This is a genomic window from Caballeronia sp. LP006 (assembly GCF_031450995.1).
GTDB lineage: Bacteria > Pseudomonadota > Gammaproteobacteria > Burkholderiales > Burkholderiaceae > Caballeronia.
The window spans coordinates 705,305-732,236 of record NZ_JARTVW010000003.1 but is presented as its reverse complement, the minus strand read 5'-3'; the positions used below and the strand labels follow the sequence as shown (position 1 = coordinate 732,236).

Genomic DNA, 26,932 nt, shown 5'->3' with positions numbered 1-26,932 from the left:
CGGGCGCGGACTGTGTACGTGTTCCGGTGACCTTCAAGGTAATCAGCTTCGAAAGACGTGGCCGGTTGCCGAACCAGAAGTGAACGTCGCGCGCGCATCGCTCGCCGGGGCATCGCGGGATACGCGATCGTTTGGCGAAGACATGCGCGACGCTCGCTTGAGCAGGCGACAGCCAGCTCAAGCCTTCAGCGCCTTCAGCCTATTCCAGTCGAACTCGATTCCATGCCCCGGCCTTTCCGGAGCGATAGCAAAACCGTCCTCGATACGAAGCGGTTCGGCCAGATACTTCTCCAGCCCGAAACCGTGCGCTTCGAGATAAGAGCGATTCGGAACCGCCGCGAGCAAATGCACGGTCACGTCATGGGCGCCGTGGCTGGTGACGGGAAGGTTGTGCGCTTCCGCGAGATGGGCGATCTTCATGAACGGTGTGATGCCCCCGCAATTCGTGACATCGGGCTCCGGGTACGTCACACGACCGATGGTGATCATCTGCTGGAACTCCCAGATCGTGCGCATGTTTTCCCCTGTCGCGACCGGCAAGCCGCCTTCGCTGACGATCCTCGCGTGACCCGCGATATCGTCGGGAATGGTCGGCTCTTCGAGCCAGCCGGGGTTGAACGGTGCAAGTGCGCGCGCGGCGCGGATGGCTTCATCGACGGACCATTTCATGTTGGCGTCGACCATCAGCGGGAAGCTGTCGCCGAGCATCTCGCGCATGGCCGCGACGCGCGCCACGTCCTCCGCCAGATTCTTGCGTCCCACTTTCATCTTGATGGCGCGAAAGCCTTGGTCGATGAAACCTTCCGCCTGGCGCAACAACTGATCGAGTGGAAAGTCCAGATCGACACCACCCGCATAGACCGGCACCTTGGGATCGTAGCCGCCGAGCATGCGCCAGAGCGGCAGGTTCGCGCGCTTCGACTTCAGGTCCCAGATCGCCATGTCGAAAGCGGATAGCGCGAGGACAGTCGGGCCGCCGCGCCCACCGTAATGCATGGCCCACCAGATCGATTTCCAGAGCGCTTCGGCCAGGTCCGCATCCTGATGCCGGGCCAGTTCGGCGATCTCGTTTGCCGCCGCCTGAACCGAACGGCCGTTGCGCCCGACGGTGTAGGTGTAGCCGACGCCTTGGGCGCCATCGGCATCGCGAACGGTTACCGTGACCAGCTCGAAATTGGGAATGAGGCCGTGTGTGCTGTCGGACAACGGCACGGGCAGGGGAATGCGGAAATAGTCGCTACTGACATCGCTGATGATCGCCATGACACGTCCTCACGATTGATCAAACGAAAGATGTTGCGCGGCACCACTGCGTGTTTACGCCTCTGAGCCGCTGTCTCCTTGCAGCCGTGCGGAACGTCGACGGCGCGCTTCCGTATCGACGAGATGTTCCAGCATGGCGGCGCTCGCGCGCGGGCCGTCGCCGCCGATAATGGCATCGAGCACCGCCTTGTGCAACGTCAGCGAGATCGCGTGAGTTTTCGTCCGGCGTCGAGTTGGTCAAATGAAGCGGAGCCATTCGCGCCACGGACCCTGGTTCGGCGGGCGATCGCGCGCTTGCACGATGAGCATCGCACGCTCGCTAGGCGCATCGATCGATGACCGACTCAATGTCGCGACGGCTCGTTGTTGCGGCATTGGCCACTGCGCTTGGCTGCTATTTTCGCTCGCGGCATGACAACGCAGTTTGCGGCACGATACGGTATATGTAGTCCAAGGCCACGTGGCTCGGGCTCGATTGAACCGTTCATCTCAGACCATACGAGGCACTATGCGCATTGGATTCATTGGCACCGGCACGATCACGCGGGCCGTCGTGACCGGAATGATTCGGTTCGACGTTCCCTTTGAACACATTGCGCTTTCGCCGCGCAATGCCGAAATCGCCGCGAAACTTGCGAGTCTCGACGCGCGCGTCGCGGTGTGCAGCAGCAATCAGGAGGTGCTCGACACCAGCGACGTCGTGTGTCTCGCGGTCGTGCCGCAACTTGCGTCGACGGTGCTTGGCGAACTCGAGTTCGATGTGCGGCATCAGGTCATCAGCTTCATGGCGGGCGTGTCGATCGAGCGAGTGTTCGGCATGGTGCGCACGGCCGCGAGTGTTGCGCGCGCGGTTCCTTTGCCGGCCGTCGCGGAAGGCAAGGGCAGCACGGCCATCTGTCCGCCGAGCGAACTCGCGCGAGCGCTCTTTGGACCATTGGGTAAGGCGGTCGAAGTAGACAGCGAATATCAGTTCGATGCACTGTCGGCAGTCACGGCAACCATGGCCAGTTTCTACGCGCTACTGGAAGAGCAGGCTGCGTGGCTCGTTCGCCAAGGGATGCCGTATGAGGCGGCCCGATCGTTTTTGTCGGGCTATCACGTCGGCTTGGCACACGATACGACGCGAGGCGATCAACCGTTCTCGAAGATGATCAAGGAGTCAAGCACGCCGGGCGGCATCAACGAGCAGCTTCACGCGGAGTTGCAGCAGAAGGGGACTTTCGCGAGTTATTCGGAGGCGCTTGACCGGATCATGCGACGGGTTCAGGGGAGGGGGTGAGGCTCGTGTTGGGTGTTCGGAGGCGTATGCCATTTTTAAGCAACATTATGCTGTTAATGTCTAACTCGGAAATACGGTTGATTTGATTTTTTGCGTATTACGTTGGTTATCTTGACCCGCATTTGGTTTCATTCGCTTCTTTTCTAAAGGATGTCCAGACGTTGCCGATCCTGCAAGGTCAAATTGGCACGCTCCACGCGGCCCTTGGCCTGACTCGTGCTTGCTCAAAATGCGTCGATGTTGAGCTCGTACAAGGCTCGCCCGAATTGCGTCACGCCTTTGCCCGCCGTGCTCGAACGGTTCTTGACATTGAACACACTGGCCTTGTCGCTACGGAACGCCATCGGTTTGCCGTGTGCGCGCAAGTACTTTGACAGCGCCTCGAAATAGCTGAAGGTCGACTCGGTAGCGGTGAAGTGCAGCGTCATCAGCCGTCCGGTGGTGTCATCGATAAACACAAGCAGCGTGCATTGCGGCGCTCGCTCTTCAAACAGCGATGTTCACTGCCGTCGATCTGAATCAGCTCACCCAGGCACGCACGCCGATTACGCGGCTGGTGAATGCTGGGCGGGCGCTGCTTGCGGGGAACCCAGAGTCCTGCGGCCGTCATCAACGTTCGCACTGTCTCGACAGCCAGTCTGATGCCGTGGCACTCCCGTAACTTCTCGCATGCCAGGGTGGGTCCGAAGTCGGCGTAGCGCTCGCGGATCAACCCAAGCGCGCGCTGCGCCACGCCCTCAGGTAGTCGATGATTGCTCGCGCGCCAGAACCTCTTGTCCGGCAATGAACTTAAGCCAAAAGGCGACATCTCTACTCGGCAGAAACACAACATTTGAACTTGGGACCTACGTTCATGTCGAGGCCAATTTGAAATGTCCGATATCCGGCTAAATTGAAATGTCCGGTTTGGGGTCGGTTCCTGCTTCCAAAGAAGACAGTTTCCCCACCGAGGCTGCCCGCATTTCGGCACTTCTGAGCATCATCGCGTTCAGGTCGATCTGCTTGAGTTCGCGTTGCTTGCGCGTGTTGTTGGCGCGCATCTTCGGGCGCACCTCTTCGCCCCGATTGGTGCGTGAGGGCGCTGACTTGATAGGGCGATTGTCGCGCTCCATCTGCACCTGCCTCGACAGCGCAAGGACGTGTCCAAGACGCTTGTTGTCGACCTCAGCGCCCTGGTCGACATGGGACAGGCGATCATAACGCCGACAGGGCAACGCCGCGCCATTCGCCCAAATCTCGATGCGCCCGTCCGGGTACTCGTACACATCGAGATAGCGATGGATCAAGGCGCGCGTCGCCGGCGAATCTTCAAGCAGGTACATCACGCGATCGTATTGCACCGTCAGCGAGGCCGAGACGCAACGAGATTCGCGTGCCGTCAGAATCGAATCGAGATCCTCGTCGGCACGCACCGGACGATGCGCGTCAAAGTCGCTCTTCGCGCGCTTGCCGAAACGGTCGTTGAAGTCGGCGATGAAGTGGGGCGCATAAGCATTCGCGGCCTCCCACGTGTTGATCTCGCGCAGCCGCAATTCCTTGACGAGCCGATCCTGCAAGGTCAAGTTGGCACGCTCCACGCGCCCCTTCGCCTGACTGCTGTTGGCGCACAGGGTCTCGACGTTGAGCTCGTACAAGGCCCGGCCAAACTGCGTGACCCCCTTGTCAGCCTTGCGCGAGCCCCGGTTGAGCGAGAACACACTGGCTTTATCGCTATACAGCGCCAAGGGCTTGCCGTGCTGCTCGATGTAGCGGCGCGTTGCCTCGAAATAACTGAAGGTCGATTCGGTGGCCGTGAAGTGCAGGGTCATCAGACGGCTGGTGGCATCGTCGATGAACACCAGCAGCGTGCACGCCGGCGCGCGATCTTCGAACCAGCGGTGATCGCTACCATCGATCTGGATCAGCTCGCCATAGCATGAGCGACGGTTGCGCGGCTGATGGATCCTTGGAGGACGCTGTCGACGTGGCGTCCAGAGTCCGGCGCCGATCATGAGCCGCCGAACGGTTTCCTTGGCCAGCCGAATGTCATGACACTCGCGCAGCTTCTCGCAGGCAAGCGTCGGGCCAAAATCGCTATAGCGCTCTTTGACGATGGCCACGGCCCGGACCGCCAAGCCCGCGTCGACACGATGATTGCCCGTTTGACCGCGCTTGCCGGAAACCAGGCCCGGCGCGCCTTGTTCGCGTAACCGCGCACTGAGACGCCGCACCTGTCGTGTACTCAGTCCAAGTCGCTCGGCGGCCCGCCACGGTTTGAGCAGTCCGTCGACCACTGACTGAATCACTTTGAATCGGTCCAACTCGCGCATCGACATGGTAATCGTGTCCGTTGCAGCCATCGCGGTCTCCTGCGCCGCAGCATCGGCGCGGGGTAAGCTTAGGCGGCTCGAAGCGGACATTTGAATCTGGCTAAAAGCAATGGGATGGACTCCTCCTCACCCCGCGGGAACAGGGCGCATGATTGCAGTTGTCTTCAACCGGTCAATCAGGAGGAACACAAGATGGACATCATTCGCGTCGGGATCGATCTCGCAAAAAATGTCTTTCAAGTTCACGGCGTGGATCGACGCGAGAAGACGGTCTGGCGTCGCAAGCTTGCACGCGATGAATGGCTGGATATCCTGCGCAAAACGGTTCCCCTGCATGCACAGATCGGAATGGAGGCGTGTGGCGGGGCTCACTATTGGGCACGGCGTCTCCAGATGCTTGGATATACGGTCAAGCTTATCGCTCCGCAGTTCGTGAAGCCGTACGTCAAGAGCAATAAGAACGACGCCAACGATGCTGAAGCTATCTGTGAAGCGATAAGTCGGCCTGGCATGCGTTTCGTCTCCGTCAAGACGGTCGGGCAACAAGACGTGCAGGCAGCTCACCGGGTGCGCACTGGACTGATGGAGCAACGAACCGCGAAAGCAAACCAGATTCGTGGCTTGGCCTCCGAGTACGGTCTCGTGGCTCCCAAACAGATACTTCAGCTACGACGCGCAGTTCCTGTTTGGCTCGAAGATACCAACTGCGGTCTGAGTGATCGTTTCCGTCGACTGCTCACGGGGATCTGGGAAGACCTGCGCTCACTGGACGATCGGATAGCACAACTAGACCGCGAAATCACTGCCATCGCGGCATCTGATCCCGTAGCGGTGCGTCTGCAGCAGTTGCGTGGCGTCGGTCCGATGGTCGCCACGGCCTTGTTGGCCGCAGTGGGCGATGCCAGGCAATTTGCCAATGGACGACAGATGGCTGCATCGCTGGGGTTGACGCCCAAGCAGAACAGTTCAGGCGGCAAGGAACGGCTTCTCGGAATCAGTAAGAGAGGCGATTCTTATGTGCGTTGCCTCTTGATTCACGGCGCTCGAGCGATGATCCAGATGGCCAAACGCAGGACTGATGCGCTAAGTCTCTGGGTCATGCGTATTGCGGCAAGCCGGCATCCCAACGTTGCCGCGGTCGCCTTGGCGAACAAGACTACGAGGATCGCGTGGGCGATGATCACACGGCAAACAGATTACCAGCCAAGGCTGGCTGCGCAGTAAAGTCGTTCGCGACTAGCGATACCTTCTTTAAGATTGCAAAACAAGCCGCATGATGGCCAACAGGTCGAACCGGCGCTGATCGAACCCGCTAATGTCCGGGGCTTCGAGCCCGTAAAAGCGATTGGGAATCAGCGCGCGAATAGCCCATCAGGGTCCGCTGCCTCATTGAGGCGCAGCTTCATGAGACCGGATATACGTGAGCGATCGATACTAGGGCTGACACGCGGAGTGTTTGCAAACGAGGAGGAGTCCATATACGGACATTACAATCTAGCCGCTACAACGCAAATCTGCGCTAATTAAGATTATGTAAATTGCCAAATGACCAACGTTCGTTGAACACAGCCCGACGGACTCTCGGTTAATCCGGAGCCACTAAACGTGTGGCAAGCCGCGCTTTCAGTCAATTGCATACCTTCCCCTCGGCCCCCAAACGGCTTCGCACGCGGACACACACAGCACCCGCTATTCGAGGAGGCGAAGGCACGCATTCTCGTGGAGGCGCGACGGCCGCTTTCCGGCGCCGCGGAACAACTGCTGAGTCGGATTCTTCAACGAATGAGCGTATTCGCGGCAAGCGCTTGAGGCCGCGCTCACACTTTCAGGACTGAGCGATGTCGCGAAGGATACGTTCACTCTCACTCTTGGCTTCCATCACGTATGAAATTCTGGAAGCCCGAAGCAGCCCACGCAACGTCTGCGTATGAGTCAAAAGTAATTGGACCGGGCGTACATTCCCTATGCGTTGATGGATCAACGATGCCTTCATGCGTGCCGCACGCGGCGGCGTCCAGTCCAATTGATGCGATCCAACGATGGACCATGCGAGCACGCTGGCGCGTCGATAGACACGCTGCCGCCTGCAGCCGACTCGCTAAAGTAAATTGATAGATTTCAGTCGATCTGAACTCTGTCGAGAATCTCGTCCGAACCTACCTCGAGAGGAGCGAAATTGGTCGAGCGCACATAATCCGGTCGCGGCTGCTTCACCTGTTCTGGCTTGTTCTCCACCTGGTTGTAGACGACATAGGCTTGCCATCGATCGTCACCTGAAAGGTTGTGACCCGATGAATGCACGATGTTTGCGTCGAAGAACACCACTGTTCCCGGTCGGCCGATGATAGGCACGGCCTTGGGATGGCTGGACAAGATATCGAGCATGGTCGGCTTGGGTACCACGTAAAAGCGATAACCGGTCGTCTCATCGAACGTTGGATCGAGTGAGCCTAGTTTGTGGCTTCCCGGAATAAAGTAGAGACATCCGCCAATTTCGGTCGGCTCATCGAGCATGACCAACGCGGTTGTCATATGCGGTTCTTTCACGCCGTCCATATGCCAGGTGCCGAAATCCTGGTGCCACTGCCAGACCGAACCGTCGATTGCCGTCTTCAAATTGCACTTCGTGTGATAGACGTAAAGTTGGGGATCGTTGATCAATTGTTGTGCGGGTTCGAGCAATCTGGGCGAGCGCACTGCGGAGTGAAAAATCGGCGATGCCGTTGGACTGGCGGTCTCATGAACTTTATAAATCGTTTTTGCAATGCCGCCCGTTTTTTCACGAACGAGATGGTCGGTGTCGATTTTTTGGATTCGGCGCAACTCGCTCTTCATATGCTCGACTTCTTCTTTCGAGAAAAGCTCTGGCAGAACCACGAAGCCATCGCGCTCGTACGCTTCCAACTGCGACGTCGTAAGTTTCATGAGGGAATCTCCTGACTTGTTAGTGTGGTCTCATGATCCTAAGAGCGTTCGCATCCAATGTAAAAGATATAATAGGTCGCGTATCGATACTCAAAAGGTTCCAAATGGAACTGCGTCATCTTCGCTATTTCCTGACGGTGGCACGCACACTCAACTTCACGAAGGCGGCGGACGAATTGCACATGGCGCAGCCGCCGTTGAGCCGGCAGATACGGGAACTGGAAGAAGAAATCGGCGTAGCGCTTTTCGAGCGCCGAGGTAAACGCGTGTTTCTCTCATTGGCGGGCCAGGTCTTCGAGGAACGGGCCCAGCAGATTCTTAAGGACACGAACTCCGCAATCGTGGATTCGCAACGTGCAGCAAGAGGCGAAACCGGCCGGGTGGCGGTTGGGTTCTTCGAACACATTGCGTACACACTGCTGCCACCGCTCTTGCGCGATTTTCAACAGCGCTACCCTGCGGTGACCGTCGAGCTTCAATGGTTTTCCTCTGCGGAACAGATCAATGCCTTGAACCGAGGAGACGTCGATCTGGCATTCGTCCGTTCGTTGCCGCCAAATACTCAACTGAACAGCGTCTTGTTGCTCCAGGAGCCGTTTTACGTTGCCATCGCTAAAGACAATCCTCTAGCAGCCAAACGACGCATTTCCATCAAGGACTGTAAGCAGTTGCGCGTCATTAATTATCGGAAGGATGTCGCGCCGGATTATCACGCCGCCATCAACCAGTTGTGCGCGCTTGCCGGATTTTCTCCCTCCACGAGCTTTGAAATGGGCCAGATCTACGCTTCTCTTGGCCTTGTAAGCGCCGGCTTCGGTGTGACGCTCGTACCGGCGTCGGTTCAACGAACGCACATGGAAAACGTCGTCTTTCGTCCTCTGCGCGAAGAGCACACGAAGAGCGAACTCTACCTTGCGTGGAAGGAGCCCAATTCGTCTGCTGCGCTAGGCGCTTTTGTCGAACTCGCGTGCAAGATAGCCGCGCATCCGCCGCGAAAAGCGAAGGTCGAGTAAGTGCAGCGGTACCGCTTCAATTGCGATCCAAAGCTTCGTTTGCAAGGCGAAACCGTCAGCAAACCCGAATGCGACCTTTTCGGAAAACTCCGCGACAGCAAGACGGTCGTCACCGTTGGCGGTCGACATCGAGCTTCTCGCGTAATTCACAGTAAGTCCATCGGCGGCCATTACGTGGAGCAATACATTTGCATGGCTATCGGTGAAAGCCATCCGGTCGTAAGTGGCAGCACCCTCCCCCATGCTCAATGGCGTCCGCTGATGCGATGATGGCAAACATGCGCCCTCTGCACTGAGCAGAAAAAAGAGAAGATTTTTCGTGGACGGAACAACTATCCGGGGCACGGGTTTTGGCAAGTCGGGCGCGGCTACGCGATGGCTTCGAGGCTGTCACTTTTCAGCGTGTCAGATGGAAACTGTGCATGTTCGCGAATCATTCAAGCCGATAGGATAGGAACGAACTAGCTCATCTCTCTTCGACTCTACCGCCCATGCAACTGAAGCTTTATCAGATAGACGCTTTCACCAGCGAAGTATTCAAGGGAAACTATGCGGCGGTCATTCCGCTCGACGCGTGGCTTCCCGCTTCGCTAATGCAAGCCATCGCCAGCGAAAACAACCTGTCGGAAACAGCGTTCATCGTGCGTCGAGACGATGGCGTTTTCGACATCCGGTGGTTCTCACCGATCAAGGAAATCGCCTTTTGCGGACACGCGACGCTGGCGAGCGCTTTCGTTCTGTTCGAACATCTCCCTCAAGACGATCACCTCGTCTTCCATGCAGAAGCAACGGGCGCGTTCTCTGTTCATCGGCGCGAGCGGGGGCTGATTGAAATGAACTTTCCGCGACGACAAAGTGAACGGATTAAAGATGTTCCGGACCAGCTCGCGTATGGTTTGTCGATCAAGCCAACGGCAGTCTTCATAAACCAGCAGTCATACATCGCCCTCTACGACACCGAAGCCGAGGTACGCGCCGTCGTGCCAAATCTGGAACTGCTCGCGCAACTTGGACCACTGGATGTCGCGGTCACCGCTCGTGGCAACCAATACGACTTCGTCTCCCGATACTTTTGGCCAGCGAACGGCGGCGCCGAAGACCCGGTGACGGGGTCCATTCACGCGGCGCTTGCTCCGCTCTGGTCCGACATTCTTGGCAAGCCGAAGCTCGTCGCGTTACAGGCTTCCCAACGAAGCGGCGTTCTACATTGCGAGATCGAACCGGAGCGTGTTTTGATATCCGGTCACGCGGTTCAATATATGGAAGGAACCATCGAACTGCCCGACTAGCGCGCGCTTTACAATGCTGCGGCTCGACTGTGCGGAAACGGCAGCGCTGCCGCAGCTCAATACCCTCCAGAATCGAGGCGCGTTCCAGAGACTCGACTCGAGCACTTACTTCGCTACCTCAACCGGAATCATTCTTCTGCCGAAGTCCGGGCTCATCGTTTCCCAAGGCTGCGTCGTCGATTAGAAGTCACGCACTTCGGCCGGGCAACGCCGACAGGCAACTGGATCGAAATGTTCATCTCGCACGATGACTTACACCGAACTTTGCACGATTCATTGCAGACACGGCCAGCAACTAAGCGCACGCCAAAGTAAGCGAAGTCCAAAGACCTCCGCACTTCACGTTCGGCTAAGCGACGCGCGCAGCTTACCCGGCGTCACACCGTACGCTTCGCGAAAGCCGCGAATGAAGTGCGCCGAATCCGCGAAGCCACATTCGTAGGCGATCGCGGTGACGCGCTTCGCCGAGTTCAAGAGTAGCCAGCGGGCGTATCGCAAGCGCATCGTCCGGTAGAACTCCTTCGGCGTCACGCCCATTTCAGACATGAACACGCGCTCCAGTTGCCGCGCATTTGAACCGGTCATCCTGGCAATCGCGGCGATCGTCAGCGGGGCTTCGAGATTCTCCTCCATCAGCACGATCGCGTGACGCAGCAAGAGACTATCGACGGCAAGGTAGCCGAGCGCACGGCGGCGTTCGACGAAGGACGTGCCGCTCTTGCGACTCACCGTCATCTGGTGAATGACCTTCGACGCGCGGTCGGCGCCGCAATGCACGGAAATCAACCGCGTGGCGAGTTCGATGGCCGACACGCCGCCCGCGCACGTAATGCGGTTGCCGTCGATCACGTAGTCGGCGTTCGTGACCACGCGCAGGCCAGGAAACATGGACTGATAATCGTCGTAGTGAAAGGAGTGCACGCACGCGACGCGGTCGTGCATGTAGCCCGCTTTCGCCAGCACGAAGCTGCCAGTGCACAGGCCGATGAGCGGCACGCCGGCTGCGTCGGCGTCGCGCAGCGCGTCCCAGTAGCGCTCGTCGACATGTTCGAGCCTGGGCAGCAAGCCGCCGATCACCACGAAGTAGTCGAATCGCGACGCCTTCCCGGAATACGCCCGAACTGGCACGCTCACGCCACAACTCGCTTCCACGGTGTCGTCCGTCGGCCCGAGCAAGGTCCACGTACACCGTAACTGGCGGCTCTGGTCGCCGAGATCCGCGGCGTGCCGCAGGCAGTCGCAGAAACTCGCGAGCGAAAGCAGCGGAAAGCTCGGCCAAAGTAGAAGGCCGACGCTGAGCTCGGCGCCCGCGCGTCGCGCAGATACCTTGCGATCCACGCCGTCCATGCGATCGAGCCGCTCGACAAGTCCGCGCCCGAGCGTCGCGGTATCGGACTTTTTTGCATTCGCCATTGCCATCCATGCACTCCTTGAATGCCGTGAGGTCGTCGGCGCCAGTATAGGAGCGCCGAAAAGCGATCGGTGCGACTTGTCGCATTCGTTCTATTTTTCCGTGAGCGCGTGCAATGTCGCCTATTTCGTCGCCGTTACATTGAAGTCAGTTCCGGGGCGAAGACGGCCGGAAAGAACCGATTCAAAACAGGGAGTGCGTCATGTCAGCAGCGTTGCATCTGGCGGTTTGCGCCGCATTTGGAAGTGCGTTCGTCGTCCTGCATCCGGTCGAGGCGTGCGCCGATGAAGTAGTGAAGATCGGCCACGTCGCGCCTCTGACGGGGGCCAATGCGCACCTCGGCAAGGACACCGAGAACGGCGCACGGCTTGCCGTCGAGGAGATCAACAAGAAGGGCCTCGTGATCGGCGGACAGAAGATCACGCTTGCGCTGGATGCGCAAGACGACGCCTCCGATCCGCGCCAAGGCACACAGGTCGCGCAAAAGCTCGTGGACGACAAGGTGGCGGCCGTGGTCGGGCACATGAATTCCGGCACCTCCATTCCGGCCTCGAAAATTTATAGCGATGCCAACGTGCTGCAGATTTCGCCCTCGGCCACCAATCCGGTCTATACGCAGCAGGGGTTTCGCACGACGTATCGCGTGGTCGCCACCGACGCGCAGCAGGGTCCGGCGCTTGCCGACTATGCAGCCCGAGTGCTGAAGGCGAAGTCGGTCGCCATCGTCGACGACGCCACCGCTTACGGTCAGGGTCTCGCAAACGAATTCGAAAAGCGCGCCAAGGCGAACGGGATGAACGTCCTGTCGCACGACGCAACCACCGACAAGGCCGTGGACTTCCGCGCGATCCTGACCAAGGTGAAGAGCGAGCATCCCGACGTGATCATGTACGGCGGCATGGATGCGACAGGCGGCCCGTTCGCGAAGCAGGCCCGCCAGCTCGCAATCGCCTCGAAGGTACTGGCCGGCGACGGCCTGTGCGCAGCGTCGCTGTCGCAACTGGCGGGCGAGGCGGCGGACAACGTCGTGTGTTCCATCGCCGGCATGCCGCTCGCTAAAATGCCCGATGGCCCCGCGTTCGAGCAACGCTACGAAGCGCGCTTCGGGCAGAAGGTGCAGCTCAACGCCCCGTTCGCGTATGACGCGGTGTACATCATCGTCGACGCGATGAAACGCGCGAATTCCACCTCACCAGACAAGATTCTCGCGGCGATGCCCAACACCGACTTCAAAGGCGTACTCGGCGAGACGCAATTCGACGCGCACGGCGACCTCAGGCAGGGAATGATCTCGCTCTATCACTACGTGGGCGGAAATCAAACGTTGCTCGACGTCGTCAAGATGTAATGGCCGCACATTCACAAGGACGACGCAAGCCATGAACATTCTGGTGATCGGCGCGGGTGTGATCGGTCTCACGACCGCATACCGCTTGCGCGAGGACGGCCACGAAGTGAGCGTGATCGACCGGCGCACGGAGGTCGCGGCGGAAGCGAGCCGCGCCAACGGCGCGCAGCTTTCTTACAGCTACGTGGCGCCGCTCGCCGGTCCTGGCGTGCTTGCGAAGCTTCCCGGTTGGCTTATGCGTCGCGACGCCCCGGTGCGCGTCTCGCCCGCCATCGACGTGAATCAGTGGCGCTGGTGCTGGCAATTCGCAAGGGCCTGTACTCAGGCCATGAGCGAATCGACCACGGCGCAACTCCTTGCGCTGTCCTTTCTGAGCCGCTCGCTGATGCACGAATTTACCGCCGCCCATCCCACGCTTGCCTTCGACTACGTCCGCGCTGGCAAGCTCGTCATGCATCGAAGCGCAATGGCGATGTCGCGGGCCGCGTCCTTGCTGTCGTACCAGCGTACGCTCGGTAGCGAGCAGCAAGCGCTCGGCGTGAGCGATTGCGTCGCGCTCGAACCCGCGCTGGCCCAGGTGGCAGATCGATTCGTCGGCGGCATCCATACGCCGGGCGAAGAGGCAGGCGACTGTCACCGCTTCTGCGTGGGACTCGAAAGCTTGTTGCGCGAACGAGGCGTGGCGTTCGAGCTGGGTACGGCCGTGCGTTCGCTGTCCGTGTCGAACAAAGGCGAGGTCCGGGCAATTGCCGGAAGCCGCAGGTTGGACGCGGAACATGTTGTCGTGGCGTCGGGTTGCGACAGCGCGGCCTTACTGCGCACAATTGGCGTGCGGGTGCCGGTCTATCCGCTCAAGGGCTACAGCCTGACGCTCGATGCAGTCGCGGGAAAGGCTGCGCCCGCGACGAGCGTGACGGACTTCGACCGCAAGGTGGTGTACGCCCGATTGGGCGACCGTCTGCGCGTGGCGGGCATGGCGGACATCGTGGGGCATTCGAGTGCGATCGATGTGACCCGGCTCGCGACGCTGCGGCGCGAAGCGCAGGCCGTCTTTCCGCACGCGGGCGATTATGACGCGGCAGCCGCGTGGGCGGGCTTGCGGCCGGCCACCCCGCGCGGGACGCCGATCATCGGAGAGTCCAAATACCGGAATCTCTGGCTCAACGTCGGTCATGGCGCGCTTGGCTTCACGCTCGCCATGGGCTCGGCGCACGTGCTCGCGCAACGGATGGCCGGGCGCGAACCTTCGCTCGACGACACCCCCTTCTCGCCGCGTGCTGCATCATGAATGCGCGCGTCGTCATTGTCGGCACGGGCGGCACCATCGCGGGACGCGGTGCGTCGGCCGCGCATACCGCGACCTACGACTGCTCTGTCGAAACGGTGGATGATTTGCTCGACGCGTTGCCCGGCGCGCGCGATCTCGCCGATATCCAAACGGCCCAGCTTTTCCAGACCGGCTCTGAAAACTTTGGCAATGAGGAGCTGCTCGGGCTCGCGCGGCATGTTCGCGCGCTTCTCAAGCGGGACGACATCGACGGCGTCGTGGTGACGCACGGCACCGATACCATCGACGAGACGGCATACTTTCTGCACCTGGTGGTGCCGAGTGCGAAGCCCGTCGTCGTGGTCGGCGCAATGCGCCCGGCGTCTGCGCTCAGTGCCGACGGACCGCTCAACCTGTACAACGCGATCGTGGTGGCGTCGAGCGCGGCATCGCGCGGCAAGGGTACGCTCGTCGTTTCGAACGACGAGATTCACTCGGCGCGCGACGTCGTCAAGACCAGCACCTTCAAGCAGGAAGCGTTTCGTTCGACCTTCGGTCCGCTAGGCTACGTGGTCGAGGGACGCGCGCGTTTTTATCGGCTGGTGGCGCGGCGGCATACGGTGGAAAGCGAATGGAGCATCGACACCATCCAAACCTTGCCCGAGGTCGCTATCGTCTACGCGCATGGCGGCATCAACCGGACGGTGGTCGAACACATGGCGTGCTCCGACGTGGATGCGATCGTGTACGCCGGGACGGGCAACGGCAACGTGGCGCACGAGTTGATCGATTCGCTCGTGAAAGCGCGCGCGAGACACATTCATATCGTGCGTGCGTCGCGCACGGGCAGCGGCATCGTCATCCGCAATGCCGCACAGCCGGACGATCGCTATGGATGGATCGCAGCGGACGATCAGGTCCCGCATAAGGCGCGAATCCTGATGATGGTGGCGCTCACGGGAACGAGAACCACGCACGCGTTGCAGGAAGCGTTCGTGACGTACTAGAACCCCGACCGCGCGCCGCAGGCATGCCTGTTCCCTGGCCTCAATGCGCCCCAGCCGCCTCCGCCGAATCCCCACCCTTCACCGGCCGCGTAATCCAGATAAGCGGAATGATCAAAATGAAAATGAACGTGGACGCATAGAAGAAATCGTCGAGCCCCATGACGGCAGCCTGATTCGCCACCATCAACTCGAACGATGCGTAAGCCGCACCCACATCGATATGAAGCTGCGACTGCAATGCCGCGATGGTCTGATTGAAAATCGGATTGTCGACGCTCGCCTGTTCGGTCAGTCGCACGTGATGCACGACCGTCCGATGATTCCATACTGTGCCCGCGATCGACGTGCCCACCGCCCCGCAGAAAATGCGCGCGAAATTCGACAACCCCGCCGCTGCGGGAATTCGTTCGGGCGGCAAGCCGGAAAGAATGATCGACACGAGGGGCACGAACCAGAGCACGGTCGGAATACCTTGCAGCAAGGTCGGTATGACGAGATGCCACGCATCGACCGTACTCAGATACTGCGTGCGCATGAAGAACACACCGGACAGTCCCATGAACGCGACCGTCACGAGAACGCGGGCATCGAATAACTGTAAAAGTCGCCCGATAAAAGGCGAAAGCAATACCGTGAAAATGCCCACCGGCGCGGTGACGAGGCCGGCGTCGTAAGCGCGATAGCCGAGATACTCCTGCATCCATTGCGGCAGCAGAACGAGGTTGCCGAAGTAGAGCGCGTAGGAAACGGAAATGGCTATGGTGCCGCTGCTGAAATTGCGCAATGCGAAGAGCCTCAGGTCGACGACCGGATGCGCCTCCGTCAACTCCCACACGAGAAAGAACGCGAAGCTGACGAGGGCGATCAGCCCCAGCGCAACGATGAAGGGCGATGCGAACCAGTCGAGGTCCCTGCCCTTGTCGAGCATCACCTGAAGCGAGCCCACCCACACCACGAGCAACGCAAGGCCGACCGTATCGATGGGCAGTTTCTTCGTCGGCGTCTCGCGCTTGCGATAGATGATCCACGTGGCGCCCGCCGCAATGAAGCCGACCGGAATGTTCACGTAGAAGATCCACGACCAGCTGTAGTTGTCGGTGATCCAGCCGCCTAGCACCGGTCCTGCGATCGGACCGACCGTGGCGGTCATCGCCCAAAGCGCCAGCGCCATGTTGGCGCGCGCCTTCGGATACGAGCTCAGCAGCACGGCCTGGGACAAGGGAATGAGCGGCCCGGCCACGAGGCCTTGCAAGATCCGCGCGCCCAGCAGGAAAGGCAGGTCAGGCGCGATGCCGCAAAGCCACGAAGCGAACACGAACATCAGAATCGCGCCGACGAACAGGCGGATCTGGCCGATCTGCTGCGTAAGCCAGCCCGTCAATGGAATGGATACGGCATTCGCGGCCGCGAAGATCGTGATGACCCACGTTCCCTCATCGACCGATACGCCGAGGTTTCCCGAGAGATTCGGCACGGCGACGTTCGCAATCGACGTATCGAGGACGGTCATGAAGGTCGCAAGCGCCACCACGATGGTGGCAATCACGAGCTGGCCGCCCTGCAACGGCGGATGCGGGACGGGTGCTGCGGGAGACGGCGATCCCTGCGTCATGACTGCGGTTCGGGGTTGATTGTTGTAAGCAGAAGCGGTTCTTCAGTTGGGCGCGTCCTCGAAACGAGCGATTCAACCCGCTCGTCTCGCGCGCGCCGCAACTGTCGATGACGTGAGAATAGCGGAGCTCGCTGCTTTATTAAACGCCTATTTCATAAATTCGCCTAGGCGATTACTTCGCAGAAGGGTTATCCCCTAGGCAAACCGGATTGACACAGATCAGCAACAAACACACACTGTGATCACAGATCACGGAATCAATCCGGCTCTCTTGCGTTGCCCGTGGCGCGGACCAACGCATCACATGCGCAAGATGCAAAAAGCGCGAAATGGGCAATGCGAGCAAGAACAGCACACGCCTATCACCATCGCCCACGCTTCGAAAAGCTGACCAAATAACAACCGTCCTACAGGAGCCAACCACATGGATTACCTCAAACTGCTCGCCCCGCCCGCCGGCTTGCGCGTACTGATCACCGGCGGCGCGTCGGGCATCGGTTTGACGATCGCGCAGGCGTTCGTGTCCACGGGCGCGCGCGTGCATGTATGCGATGTCGACGCCAAAGCCATCGATGCCCTATCGACTCATGCGACCGGATCGCCGTCGATCACCGGTACTCGCGCCGACGTATCGAACAAAGCCGACGTCGCGCGCGTGTTCGACGACGTGAAGCGCGAACTCGGCGGCCTCGATGTGTTGATCAACAACGCGGGCATCGCGGGACCGACGGGCGGCATCGACGAGATCGAGTCGGACGACTGGGAACGCACCATCGACATCAATCTGAATAGCCATTACTACTTTTCGAGCCAGGCCGTGCCGATGCTGCGCGAAGCAAATGGCGGCGGCGTGATCGTTTTCATGTCGTCGGTCGCAGGACGTCTCGGCTATGGATTCCGCACGCCCTATTCCGCGACCAAATGGGCGATCGTGGGCCTCGCGAAGAGTCTCGCCATCGAACTCGGCGCGGACAACATTCGCGTGAATGCGGTGCAGCCGGGCATCGTCAAGGGGCCGCGCATGGAAGGCGTGATCGCCGCGCGCGCGAAGCAACTGAACATCAGCTATCAGGAAATGGAAGCGCGTTATCTGGAGAAAATTTCGCTGCGCCGCATGGTGACGCAAGAGGAGATCGCCGCCAGCGTGCTGTTCTTGAGCTCGCCAGCTGGCAGCGCGATTTCCGGTCAGGCGCTGTCCGTCTGCGGCAACGTCGAAACGCTCTGAATATCGCTTCAAACAAGTACGAGAGGACATCGAAGACCATGGCAAGCAAACGCAAAGTCATCATCACCTGTGCGCCGACGGGCGCCATCCACACGCCTTCCATGTCGCCGTATTTGCCGGTCACGCCGGATCAGATCGCCGATGCCGCACTCGCCGCCGCACGCGAAGGCGCATCGATTCTTCATTTGCACGCGCGCGATCCCGAAGACGGGCGGCCGACGCAAGACCCTGCGGTTTTCGAACGCTTTTTACCGCGCATCAAGGCGGAAACGAACGCGGTCATCAATCTCACGACGGGCGGCAGTCCGCATATGACGGTCGCCGAGCGCCTCAAGCCAGCGCATCATTTTCAGCCGGAAGTGGCATCGCTCAACATGGGATCGATGAACTTCGGGCTGTATCCGATGCTCGACCGTTTCAAGGACCTGAAGCACGACTGGGAACGTCAGCATCTGGAAAAGAGTCGCGATCTCGTGTTCAAGAACACCTTCGCGGATATCGAGTACATCCTGAGCTCGTGCACGGCGAACGGCACGCGCTTCGAGTTCGAGTGCTATGACACCTCGCATCTCTACAACCTCGCGCATTTCGTCGATCGCGGGCTTGTGAAAGGGCCGTTCTTCGTGCAGACCGTGTTCGGACTGCTGGGCGGCATAGGCGCGCACCCGGAAGATCTGGCGCATATGAAGCGAACCGCCGATCGCCTTTTCGGTTCGGATTATGTGTGGTCCATTCTCGGCGCGGGGCGCAATCAGATTCCGCTCGCGTCCATCGGCGCGGCGCAAGGTGCGAACGTGCGCGTCGGCCTTGAGGATTCGCTGTGGATCGGTCCTGGCCAGCTCGCCGAATCGAGCGCGCAGCAAGTGCGCCAGATTCGCCAAGTGATCGAAGGCTTGTCGCTCGACATCGCGACGCCCGCCGAAGCGCGTCAGATGCTCGCGCTCAAGGGCCACGACAACGTGAACTTCTGAAGACCGCACCGAAGCAAGCGGACGCGCGCCAAGCGACGTCCGCGCCATGACAACGAAAAGATACACGGAGACAAGTCATGAAAGCCTACCTATCTCGCCGCGACGCTTCACCTCGTCGTCCATGCGCGCCCTGCTCTTCCAATCCGTCCTGACGCCGGGAGTCATCATGTCCACGCCCAGTTCTTCGCGTAACTCAACACATGCGTCACCCCATGCGTCGCTGAACGCGCTGCTGTTTCGCAAGCTCATGCCGCTGCTCGTGATCTCGTATGTGATCAGCTTTCTGGATCGCACCAACATCGCGCTTGCCAAGCATACGATGAGCATCGATCTTGGCCTGTCATCCGCCGCCTATGGGCTAGGCGCGGGGCTGTTCTTTCTGACGTATGCCGCTTTCGAGATTCCGAGCAATCTCGTGATGCATCGTGTCGGCGCGCGCTTTTGGATCACGCGCATCATGGTGACATGGGGCGTGCTCTCGGTGGCGATGGCCTTCGTGCGCGGCGAGACCTCGTTCTATGTGATGCGTCTTCTGCTCGGCGTGGCCGAAGCGGGACTCTTTCCCGGCGTGATGCTGTATCTGACTTACTGGTTCGGACGCGAGGATCGCGCGCGCGCCACCGGCTACTTCCTGCTCGGCGTGTGCGTGGCCAACATCGTCGGCGGCCCGCTTGGGGGTGCGCTGCTGGAAATGGATGGCGTGCTCGGTTTTCACGGCTGGCAATGGCTGTTCATGGTCGAAGGCGCGCCTGCCGTGCTGCTCGCGATCGTCGTGTGGAAGATGTTGCCCGACCGGCCGACACGCGCTTCGTGGTTACCGCGCGAGGAAGCGCTGGCGCTGGAGCGTCGTCTTGCCGCCGAACAGGAAGCCATCGGTACGGGTCACGGCGGTCATACGTTTCGCGCGGCGCTGGCGGACAGACAGATTTGGCTCTCGATCTTCGTCTACTTTTGCCATCAGTTGACCATCTATACGGTCATCTTCTTTTTGCCGGGCATTATCGGATCTTCGGGGCACTTCTCGCCATTCGTCGTCGGCGTGCTGACGTCCACGCCGTGGGTCGCCGCCGCACTCGGCGCGGCCCTTTTGCCGCGCTTCGCGAGCAATTCATCGCGCAGCCGCCGCATGCTCGTGGGCGGCCTGCTGATCATGGCCGCGGGCATGCTGGTCGCCGCCTATTCGACGCCCGTCATCGGCTTTCTCGGCGTGTGCGTGTCCGCTTCGATGTTCTTCGTGGTTCAGTCGATCATCTTCACGTTCCCGTCTTCGCGGCTTTCAGGCAGCGCGCTTGCGGGCGGACTCGGGCTCGTCAACACGTGCGGGTTGCTCGGCGGCTTCGTCGGGCCCACGGTCATGGGGATCATCGAGCAATCGACCGGCAAGGCGATGAACGGGCTGGTGTGTCTTGCTGTCGCGCTGATTGTCGCGGCAATGTGCAGTGTGCGGTTGCGGCACGGCCATGAAACACGCAAGACGAGCGATGCGGATCGACGGGCGACGAACGCGGCTTGAACGATTGATGGCTTTCCTGGATGCGGAATCGGCGAGCGGGCTTGTCAAATCCGCTCGCCGATGGCACGGTTAACTTCGGCTCGTCAGGGACATGTATCGGGCACGCGTTGAACATGGCGGTGAGCGACCCTAGCAAAACGCGTCGCCTCAACCAAGATTGCAATCATCGCCAACTACGACACTGCGGATGCATCTCGCCGTCATTCAACGCCATTCGCCACGGCATCAGTCGTCTTTCCGGCGAGCGACGTCACCGGAAAAGTGCGCGCCGACAAGCTCACGCGCCGCTTCCCACAACTGCGGCGATCCGCGTGCAATCACAGGCCCGTACCGCTCCACGACCTGTTGCTCGTTCACGCCGTTCTCCGTCCACGTGCCTCCGCCAGTCAAGGTATTGATCAGCAACGGCTGCAGCCGATCGAGCGATTTGGCGAAGATCGCCTCCGGTGTCTCAGCCGCCTCGAATTCCATCCATAGTTTGCGCAGTTCGCGCCCTTGATCGTCGGGCAATAACCCGAAGATTCGGTCTGCGGCCCGTTGCTCCGATTGCTCGATCGACGCGGAATCCGCGCCTGGCGCGTGCAGCGGATGATCGCCGGCATCGATCTCGACGATGTCATGCACGAGCAGCAGTTTGATGACATGAAAACTGTCGACATCCTTCGCGCAATCCGAAAGTACCAGCGCGAACATGGCCAGATGCCACGAGTGCTCCGCCGAATTCTCCCTGCGGCTGCGGTCGATGAGCGGCGATTGCCGCATAACCGACTTCAACTTGTCCAGTTCGATCAGAAACCCGAAGCGCCGCGAGAGCGGCTCGACCTCTTTGTCTTGGTTCAAATTCATTCTCCCGGAAGACGGTTGCACGAGGAGAAGTCTACCGCTCGTCCTAACCTCCTCGCGCCGCGTGCACGAACCGCCGCACCTTGTCTTCATCGACGGGATTCCACCACACGCCGCCCACCTTCAGCGAACTCGCGACGATCACCGCATCCACGACCGACAAAATCTCCGCGACGTTGGTTTCCGTGCAGCCGCTGCCCACCAAAAGCGGAAGCCTGGTCGCGGCGCGAATCTGCCGAAGATAATCAAGGCTCGCGACATCGCCCGTGCGCTGGCCGGTGGCGATGATCGCATCGGCATCGAAGAATTCGACATCGCGCACGAGTTCCTCGAGCGCACGATCCGCGACGATTGCATGCGCGCCGTGCTTCACGTGCGCGTCCGCAAACACGCGGATGCCTTCCGCGCGCAACCGCGCACGATATCGCAAGGCCCGCGCCGCCTCGCCTTCGATGATGCCTTCGTTGGCCACATAAGCATTCGCCCACTGATTGACGCGCACGAACGCGGCATTGCTCGCGGCCGCGATGGCAAGCGCCGGCACCGAAGCGTTGGCAAGCACGTTGATGCCGATAGGCAGGCCCGTCTCGCGCGCAATCCGGTCCGCGCTCACGGCCATGAACGCCGATGTTTCCGGTCCGATGTCATCCGGTTTTGCGAACGGCACGTCGCCATGATTTTCGACGATGAGACCATCGACGCCGCCTGCTGCATACGCGCGGGCATCGGCAAGAGCGGTTTCGTATAGCGCCTCGCTCGTGCCTCCGTCGTAGCGCGGCGCGCCGGGAAACGCCGGGCAGTGAATCACGCCTATGACCACGCCGCGCGGGCGGCCGAAAATATGCGCGATGCTGTCGGTGCGTCCGCGTCCAACCTCGTGTCCGGTGTCCATGAGAATCCTGTCGAAGTATCGGTCAGATGAAGCGCGCGAGTTCGAGCATGCGCGCACGATCCGGAAAACTCGCCTGCGTGCCGTGCCGGCCGACCACATAGGCGGCAACGGCCATTGCGCGAGGCAGGATGTTGCGCAGACGATGGCCGTGCGCGAGCCCAGCCGCGAGCATGCCGCAGAGTGCATCGCCTGCGCCGACCGTGTCCACGGCAATGACTTCAGATGCGGGCATCTGCTCGATGCCGCCGTGCGCGCCGCACCAGACGACGCCGCCCGCGCCGAGCGTGAGCAGCACGTCGGTCGCGCCTGCCGCGTGCAGTGCGAGCGCCGCGCGGCGTGCATCGGCGTCGCCCGACAGCATTTCGGCCTCGACGCTGTTGACGACGAGCACATCGACATCGGGCAGCAGCGCGTTGACCTCGAATTGCACCGGTCCCGGATTCAGAAGCGTATGCCGCCCGCCGCGACGCGCCGCGCGCAACCACGTCGCCGTCACCGTGCGCGCCAGATTGCCTTGCAGCACGATCCAGTCGCCCGGCGCGCTCACGGCGTCCAGCAACGCGGCATCCGGTGCGTAGCCGCTGGCGGCTTCGTTGCGCGTGACGATGGTGTTTTCACCGGCAGCATCGACGGTGACAATGGAAAGGTCCGTCGTGCAATCGAGATGGTCAACGTGCCGCGTATCGATGCATTCCTCACCGAGCATGGCGACGATGCGCGCGCCGTCGGCGTCGCGTCCGACAGCCGCAAGCAACGTCACCTGCGCGCCCGCGCGTGCAGCGATCACCGCCTGATTCGCGCCCTTGCCGCCGAAGTCCAGCGTGCTACCAAGCGCAATCGACGTCTCGCCGGGCTTCGGCAACGAAGCCACGCGCAGCGTCATGTCCATCGCCGCGTTGCCGATCACGCAGACGCGCGCGCTGCTCACGATGGTGCCATCCGGTAGCCGGACATCGCTCGATACGAGCCGAGCGCCTCACGCGGGCGAGCGTCGCGGCAAGCCGCGCATGCCGCGCGCGCGAGGTCGAGGTCGAGGTCGGCGATACCGAAATACATCATGCCGCGCGCGCCTCGGTCAGCCAGTCGAGACACTGCCGCCAAAGCCGTCCATAACCGTCCCACGCGGAGAACTCGGGCGGCAGCCAGTGCACGGACATGTCGCTTGTCCAGGCAAGCGTGCGGCCCTCGCCATACTGCCCCGCCACGAGCAACGGATGGCCCGTGTCCGGCACGGTTGCGATGAGCGTCGCACCCGGCTTCAACTCGACTTCGTTGTAGCCGAGCAGATGCGGCCATTGCATGCCGAGGCCCTCTATCACCGGATGCCGCGCGACGATACTCGGCGTGAACCCCTCGGGCACTTCAACGCGGTCATCCCACGCGAGGCACTTCACGGGCAGCACGTCCTCGACGGGCGTATTGCGAAAGCGCGCACTGCCGTTGATGCCCTGAAAGCTCAGATAGCCACCGATCATCATGAGACCGCCGCCTGCCTCCACATACTCGCGCAACAACTTCAGGCGGTTCGGCGTGCGCTTGCTGTGCACCCACGTATCCGGATGCAGCAAGAGCGTATTCGCGCCGATGTCGGAAAGAATGATCGCGTCATACTCCTCGAGCCCTTCGAGCGTCGTGGGAAATCGCGTCTGCGCGTCGTGACTCGGCATGTGCGTGACCGCGTACCCGGCGCTGTCCTTGAAGAGCGCGAGAAACTGCTCGGAGCCGGTGTGATACGTCACCGACGCGAACAGATCGAAACCCTTCACATGGGTTGCCGTGCTGGTCCACGACTCTCCGGCGAGCAGGACTTTCTTCGTCATTCTCAATCTCCTTGAACACGACGGCTCGTCACGCCAGATGCCGCCGCCGAGAACACGCGAGCGGGATTGGTCACGAGCATGGTTTCGATCTGCGCGTCGCTCACGCCGTGGCGTCTGAGTCTCGGCACGAAGTGTTCGAGGATATAGCCGTAGCCGAAGCCGCCGTAGCGCGTGAGCATCATCTTGAGGAACACGTCCTGCGAGAGCAGCAGATTGCCGATGAACCCCGCATCGATGAGCGCGCGGATAGCGCGCGCGTTCTCTTCATCGGACGGCGATTGCGCGTCTTCGTCGGCGTAGTAGTAGTCCATGCCGATCATGTCGTATTCGAGCCACGCACCGCGCCGCGCGATGGAATGCTGATAATCGATATCCGCGTGGCTCGGGTTCATGTGACAAAGCACCGTATGCGCGAGATCGGCGCCCTCGCGCTCGACGATATCGAGCACGCGATGTCCATGCCGCACCCATCCTGGCAGATGCACCGAAAGCGGCACGCGCGTGGCGGCGCTCGCGCGAGCCGCCGCGCGCAGCGACTTCTCTTCTTCCGCCGTGAACGCCGCCGACACGCCGATTTCGCCGATGAGCCCCGCGATCACATCTGGCTTGCGCTCGGCGCCGCCCACGTCGAAGATCATCTGCGCGGCGAGTTCGTCGATGGAACGCTCGCGCACGTACGCCGGATGCGAAGGCTCCAGATAAAAGCCCGTCGACATGACGATGTTGAGCCCCGTGCGCCGCGAAATGCGCTGCAGCGCGAGCGGATCGCGGCCAATGCCGAGGTTGGTCGGATCGACCACCGTCTGGCCACCCAATTCGCGGAACTTCATCAGTTCCTCGGTGGCGGCATCGGCATCGAATAGCTGGCAGTTGTCGCGGTTCATGAGCGGATTCATGCGCAGCGCGCCCAAAATGCCGACATGCACCTTCTGCTCGCCGATATGCCGCTCGCCGCAACAGGCGGGCGCGACCCATTTGCCGGAGGCATCGACCAGAATATGCTCGTGCATCAGCGTGATGCCCATTTGCTCGACCGGTAGCGGACCGAGCACCGTCATTACGTGGCCGCTGCCGACACCTATGGGCAGCGTCGCCGGATGACCGAATACGGGTTTCGTCGACATCATGCTCAGCCCTTCTTTCCACGCCGGGCGGAAAAGATGCGCGTGTTCAGCCAGATCGCGAACAGCATGATGGCCCCCTGGATGATCTGCGTATAGAACGGCGACACGTGAACCAGAATCAGCCCGTTGCCGAGCACGGCAATGGTCAGCGCGCCGAGGAGCGTGCCCAGAATGGTGCCGCGGCCGCCGAACAGATTGGTGCTGCCGAGCACGACCGCCGCGATCACCGCGAGCTCGAAGCCGACGCCCTGATTCGACGAACCGCTCGTGAGCCGCGCGGTCGTAATGAGCCCGGCGAGCCCCGCCGCGATGCCGCTCAGCACATACACCTTGATGATGACGCCGCGTGTATCGACGCCCGCGCGCCGCACGCCTTCCGCGTTCGTGCCGATCCCGATGATGTAGCGCCCGAAGCGCGTATGACGCAGCACGACCCATCCGGCGAGCATCACGGCCACCGCGATCACGGCGGGCAGCGGAAGTCCCAGGAACCACTCGCGGCCGAGCGCGACGAACCAGCCGTTGCCATCCACGGGCACGGAATAGCCTTGCGTGATGAGAAGCGCCGCACCGCGCACGATCGACAACGTGCCAAGCGTGACGATGAACGCGGGCATGCCCGCGATCGCGATGAAGTAGCCGTTCGCGAGCCCGATGACCCCGCCGAGCACGAGGCCGCCGATCAGAACGAGCGTATCCGGCATGCCCGCGTGCAACGCGATGGCCGCGAGCGCGCCGACGAACGCGAGCGTCGAGCCCACCGAAAGGTCGATGCCCGCGGTGGTGATGACAAGCGTCATCGTCGTGGCGACGATCAGCAACGGCGCACTCTGACGCAGCACGTTAAGGAGATTGCCGGTGGTGAGAAAAGTGTCGGTGGCGATGCTGAACGCCACGACGCAGATCGCGAAGAAGGCCGCGATGCTCGCGACGCCTGCACGATGGCCCAGCCGGTGCGACAGCGAAAGCGCGCGCCGTGCGGAAGATTCGGAGGACACGGTGGTACCCATGATCAATGTTCGGCGTGTGGACGCGCGGAGCGCGCGTTGAATTTGTGCCCGACGATCAGATCGACGATCTCCTGCAGATTCGTCTCGCCGATAGGCCGGTCCGCGATGGCGGTGCCTTCGTACATCACCGTGATGCGGTCGCAGACCAGAAACAGGTCCTGCAGCCGATGACTGATGAGAATCACGCTGACGCCGCGCGCGCTTACGGTTCGCACGACATCGAGCACCGCTTCGACCTCCGCGACCGCGAGCGCGGCAGTCGGCTCGTCCATGATGAGCACTTTCGGATCGAACGAAACCGCGCGCGAAATGGCGATGGCTTGACGCTGTCCGCCCGACAGATTTTCCACGTCGAGTTTCGTGTCCGGAATGCGGATGCCGAGCCCGTCCAGCATGGAACGTGCATCGCGATGCATCTTCGCGTGATCGAGAATCGGCATGCCGAGCACGCGGCGCATGGGCTCGCGGCCGAGAAACAGATTGCCCGCGACATCGACCGTATCGCACAAGGACAGGTCCTGATAGACCATCTCGATGCGATGCGTGCGGGCATCGCCCGGATTGTCGAAATGGACCGTCTTGCCGTCGATCTCGATCGATCCGCTGTCGGGCACGACCGCACCCGACAGCACTTTCGACAGCGTCGATTTACCCGCGCCGTTGTCGCCGACGAGGCCCAGCACTTCGCCCGGCGCGACATCGAGATTCACGCCGCGCAACGACTGTATCGCGCCGTATTGCTTGGTGATGCCGCGCATCCGCACACGCAGCGGCGCGCCTGTGTCCACACTCGACATGAGGCTCTCCCGGT

At 61.1% G+C, this 26,932-nt stretch carries 23 protein-coding genes and 1 pseudogene; 10 read left to right on the top strand and 14 right to left on the bottom strand.

What is annotated here, in order from left to right; translation table 11 throughout:
- Nucleotides 1-177: 177 nt before the first annotated feature.
- Nucleotides 178-1,263 (bottom strand): mandelate racemase/muconate lactonizing enzyme family protein, encoded by a 1,086-nt coding sequence (locus P9250_RS07950; RefSeq protein ID WP_310392229.1) that lies wholly within the window; start codon nucleotides 1,261-1,263, stop codon nucleotides 178-180.
- A gap of 508 nt (nucleotides 1,264-1,771) precedes the next feature.
- Between P9250_RS07950 and P9250_RS07945 the strand changes: the two genes are divergently transcribed.
- Entirely contained in the window at nucleotides 1,772-2,542 is a 771-nt protein-coding gene (locus tag P9250_RS07945; protein WP_310392227.1) for a pyrroline-5-carboxylate reductase, read from the top strand.
- Nucleotides 2,543-2,706: 164 nt separating this feature from the next.
- Here the strand turns inward: P9250_RS07945 and P9250_RS07940 are convergent.
- Nucleotides 2,707-3,425: pseudogene (locus P9250_RS07940) on the bottom strand (ISNCY family transposase); the annotation flags it as partial.
- Between the two features lie 4 nt (nucleotides 3,426-3,429).
- Entirely contained in the window at nucleotides 3,430-4,857 is a 1,428-nt protein-coding gene (locus tag P9250_RS07935; protein ID WP_409014865.1) for an ISNCY family transposase, read from the bottom strand.
- A gap of 186 nt (nucleotides 4,858-5,043) precedes the next feature.
- On the opposite strand from P9250_RS07935, the gene P9250_RS07930 reads away from it, so the two are divergent.
- Nucleotides 5,044-6,075 (top strand): IS110 family transposase, encoded by a 1,032-nt coding sequence (locus P9250_RS07930; protein ID WP_250470253.1) that lies wholly within the window; start codon nucleotides 5,044-5,046, stop codon nucleotides 6,073-6,075.
- 894 nt (nucleotides 6,076-6,969) lie between these two features.
- On the opposite strand, the gene P9250_RS07920 is transcribed toward P9250_RS07930, so the two are convergent.
- Nucleotides 6,970-7,776, bottom strand: coding sequence for a phytanoyl-CoA dioxygenase family protein (locus P9250_RS07920; protein WP_310392222.1), 807 nt, complete (start codon nucleotides 7,774-7,776; stop codon nucleotides 6,970-6,972).
- A 104-nt stretch (nucleotides 7,777-7,880) separates the two neighbouring features.
- On the opposite strand from P9250_RS07920, the gene P9250_RS07915 reads away from it, so the two are divergent.
- Together P9250_RS07915 and P9250_RS07910 are read left to right on the top strand one after the other, a co-directional pair.
- On the top strand, nucleotides 7,881-8,789 hold the full coding sequence (locus tag P9250_RS07915) for a LysR family transcriptional regulator (protein ID WP_250511672.1): 909 nt from the start codon (nucleotides 7,881-7,883) through the stop codon (nucleotides 8,787-8,789).
- Between the two features lie 491 nt (nucleotides 8,790-9,280).
- Nucleotides 9,281-10,078, top strand: coding sequence for a PhzF family phenazine biosynthesis protein (locus P9250_RS07910; protein WP_250468309.1), 798 nt, complete (start codon nucleotides 9,281-9,283; stop codon nucleotides 10,076-10,078).
- Between the two features lie 339 nt (nucleotides 10,079-10,417).
- Here P9250_RS07910 and P9250_RS07905 read toward each other — a convergent pair whose 3' ends face one another.
- A complete protein-coding gene (locus P9250_RS07905) occupies nucleotides 10,418-11,491 on the bottom strand; it encodes a GlxA family transcriptional regulator (protein WP_250468310.1) in 1,074 nt (357 codons plus the stop codon).
- Between the two features lie 200 nt (nucleotides 11,492-11,691).
- Between P9250_RS07905 and P9250_RS07900 the strand changes: the two genes are divergently transcribed.
- From P9250_RS07900 to P9250_RS07890, 3 genes are read left to right on the top strand one after another with little or no spacing between them, the layout of a single operon-like run.
- Entirely contained in the window at nucleotides 11,692-12,837 is a 1,146-nt protein-coding gene (locus P9250_RS07900; RefSeq protein ID WP_310392219.1) for a branched-chain amino acid ABC transporter substrate-binding protein, read from the top strand.
- Nucleotides 12,838-12,868: 31 nt separating this feature from the next.
- The gene (locus P9250_RS07895) at nucleotides 12,869-14,125 is read left to right on the top strand and encodes a D-amino acid dehydrogenase (protein ID WP_310392217.1); all 1,257 of its coding nucleotides are present in this window, start codon (nucleotides 12,869-12,871) and stop codon (nucleotides 14,123-14,125) included.
- On the top strand, nucleotides 14,122-15,111 hold the full coding sequence (locus P9250_RS07890) for an asparaginase (RefSeq protein ID WP_244832424.1): 990 nt from the start codon (nucleotides 14,122-14,124) through the stop codon (nucleotides 15,109-15,111). The genes P9250_RS07895 and P9250_RS07890 overlap by 4 nt, the downstream gene beginning before the upstream one ends.
- 40 nt (nucleotides 15,112-15,151) lie before the next feature.
- On the opposite strand, the gene P9250_RS07885 is transcribed toward P9250_RS07890, so the two are convergent.
- Nucleotides 15,152-16,723 carry a DHA2 family efflux MFS transporter permease subunit gene (locus P9250_RS07885; protein WP_250468313.1) on the bottom strand — a complete coding sequence of 524 codons (1,572 nt, stop codon included), beginning with the start codon at nucleotides 16,721-16,723 and terminating at the stop codon, nucleotides 15,152-15,154.
- A 424-nt stretch (nucleotides 16,724-17,147) separates the two neighbouring features.
- On the opposite strand from P9250_RS07885, the gene P9250_RS07880 reads away from it, so the two are divergent.
- From P9250_RS07880 to P9250_RS07870, 3 genes are all read left to right on the top strand, one after another.
- On the top strand, nucleotides 17,148-17,948 hold the full coding sequence (locus P9250_RS07880) for an SDR family oxidoreductase (protein WP_310392213.1): 801 nt from the start codon (nucleotides 17,148-17,150) through the stop codon (nucleotides 17,946-17,948).
- A gap of 38 nt (nucleotides 17,949-17,986) precedes the next feature.
- Nucleotides 17,987-18,919: a 3-keto-5-aminohexanoate cleavage protein gene (locus P9250_RS07875; protein WP_244832421.1), complete on the top strand. Its 933-nt coding sequence runs from the start codon at nucleotides 17,987-17,989 to the stop codon at nucleotides 18,917-18,919.
- Nucleotides 18,920-19,085: 166 nt separating this feature from the next.
- Nucleotides 19,086-20,432 (top strand): MFS transporter, encoded by a 1,347-nt coding sequence (locus P9250_RS07870; RefSeq protein ID WP_310392211.1) that lies wholly within the window; start codon nucleotides 19,086-19,088, stop codon nucleotides 20,430-20,432.
- Nucleotides 20,433-20,657: 225 nt separating this feature from the next.
- On the opposite strand, the gene P9250_RS07865 is transcribed toward P9250_RS07870, so the two are convergent.
- The 8 genes from P9250_RS07865 to P9250_RS07830 are packed head-to-tail and all read right to left on the bottom strand — an operon-like array spanning nucleotide 20,658 to nucleotide 26,918.
- Complete coding sequence (locus P9250_RS07865) at nucleotides 20,658-21,272, bottom strand: HD domain-containing protein (protein WP_310392209.1); 615 nt, start codon at nucleotides 21,270-21,272, stop codon at nucleotides 20,658-20,660.
- Between the two features lie 49 nt (nucleotides 21,273-21,321).
- Nucleotides 21,322-22,167 (bottom strand): BtpA/SgcQ family protein, encoded by an 846-nt coding sequence (locus P9250_RS07860; protein WP_250468316.1) that lies wholly within the window; start codon nucleotides 22,165-22,167, stop codon nucleotides 21,322-21,324.
- Between the two features lie 22 nt (nucleotides 22,168-22,189).
- Nucleotides 22,190-23,095 carry a ribokinase gene (locus P9250_RS07855; protein ID WP_310392207.1) on the bottom strand — a complete coding sequence of 302 codons (906 nt, stop codon included), beginning with the start codon at nucleotides 23,093-23,095 and terminating at the stop codon, nucleotides 22,190-22,192.
- Nucleotides 23,092-23,226: a hypothetical protein gene (locus P9250_RS07850; protein ID WP_310392206.1), complete on the bottom strand. Its 135-nt coding sequence runs from the start codon at nucleotides 23,224-23,226 to the stop codon at nucleotides 23,092-23,094. Before P9250_RS07850 ends, P9250_RS07855 begins: the two co-directional genes overlap by 4 nt.
- Nucleotides 23,223-23,987: a glutamine amidotransferase gene (locus P9250_RS07845; protein WP_250511665.1), complete on the bottom strand. Its 765-nt coding sequence runs from the start codon at nucleotides 23,985-23,987 to the stop codon at nucleotides 23,223-23,225. Before P9250_RS07845 ends, P9250_RS07850 begins: the two co-directional genes overlap by 4 nt.
- A 2-nt stretch (nucleotides 23,988-23,989) precedes the next feature.
- A complete protein-coding gene (locus tag P9250_RS07840; protein WP_310392202.1) occupies nucleotides 23,990-25,114 on the bottom strand; it encodes a phosphotriesterase-related protein in 1,125 nt (374 codons plus the stop codon).
- Nucleotides 25,115-25,116: 2 nt separating this feature from the next.
- Complete coding sequence (locus tag P9250_RS07835; protein ID WP_310392200.1) at nucleotides 25,117-26,121, bottom strand: ABC transporter permease; 1,005 nt, start codon at nucleotides 26,119-26,121, stop codon at nucleotides 25,117-25,119.
- A gap of 2 nt (nucleotides 26,122-26,123) precedes the next feature.
- A complete protein-coding gene (locus P9250_RS07830; protein WP_250527839.1) occupies nucleotides 26,124-26,918 on the bottom strand; it encodes an ATP-binding cassette domain-containing protein in 795 nt (264 codons plus the stop codon).
- Nucleotides 26,919-26,932: the final 14 nt, after the last annotated feature.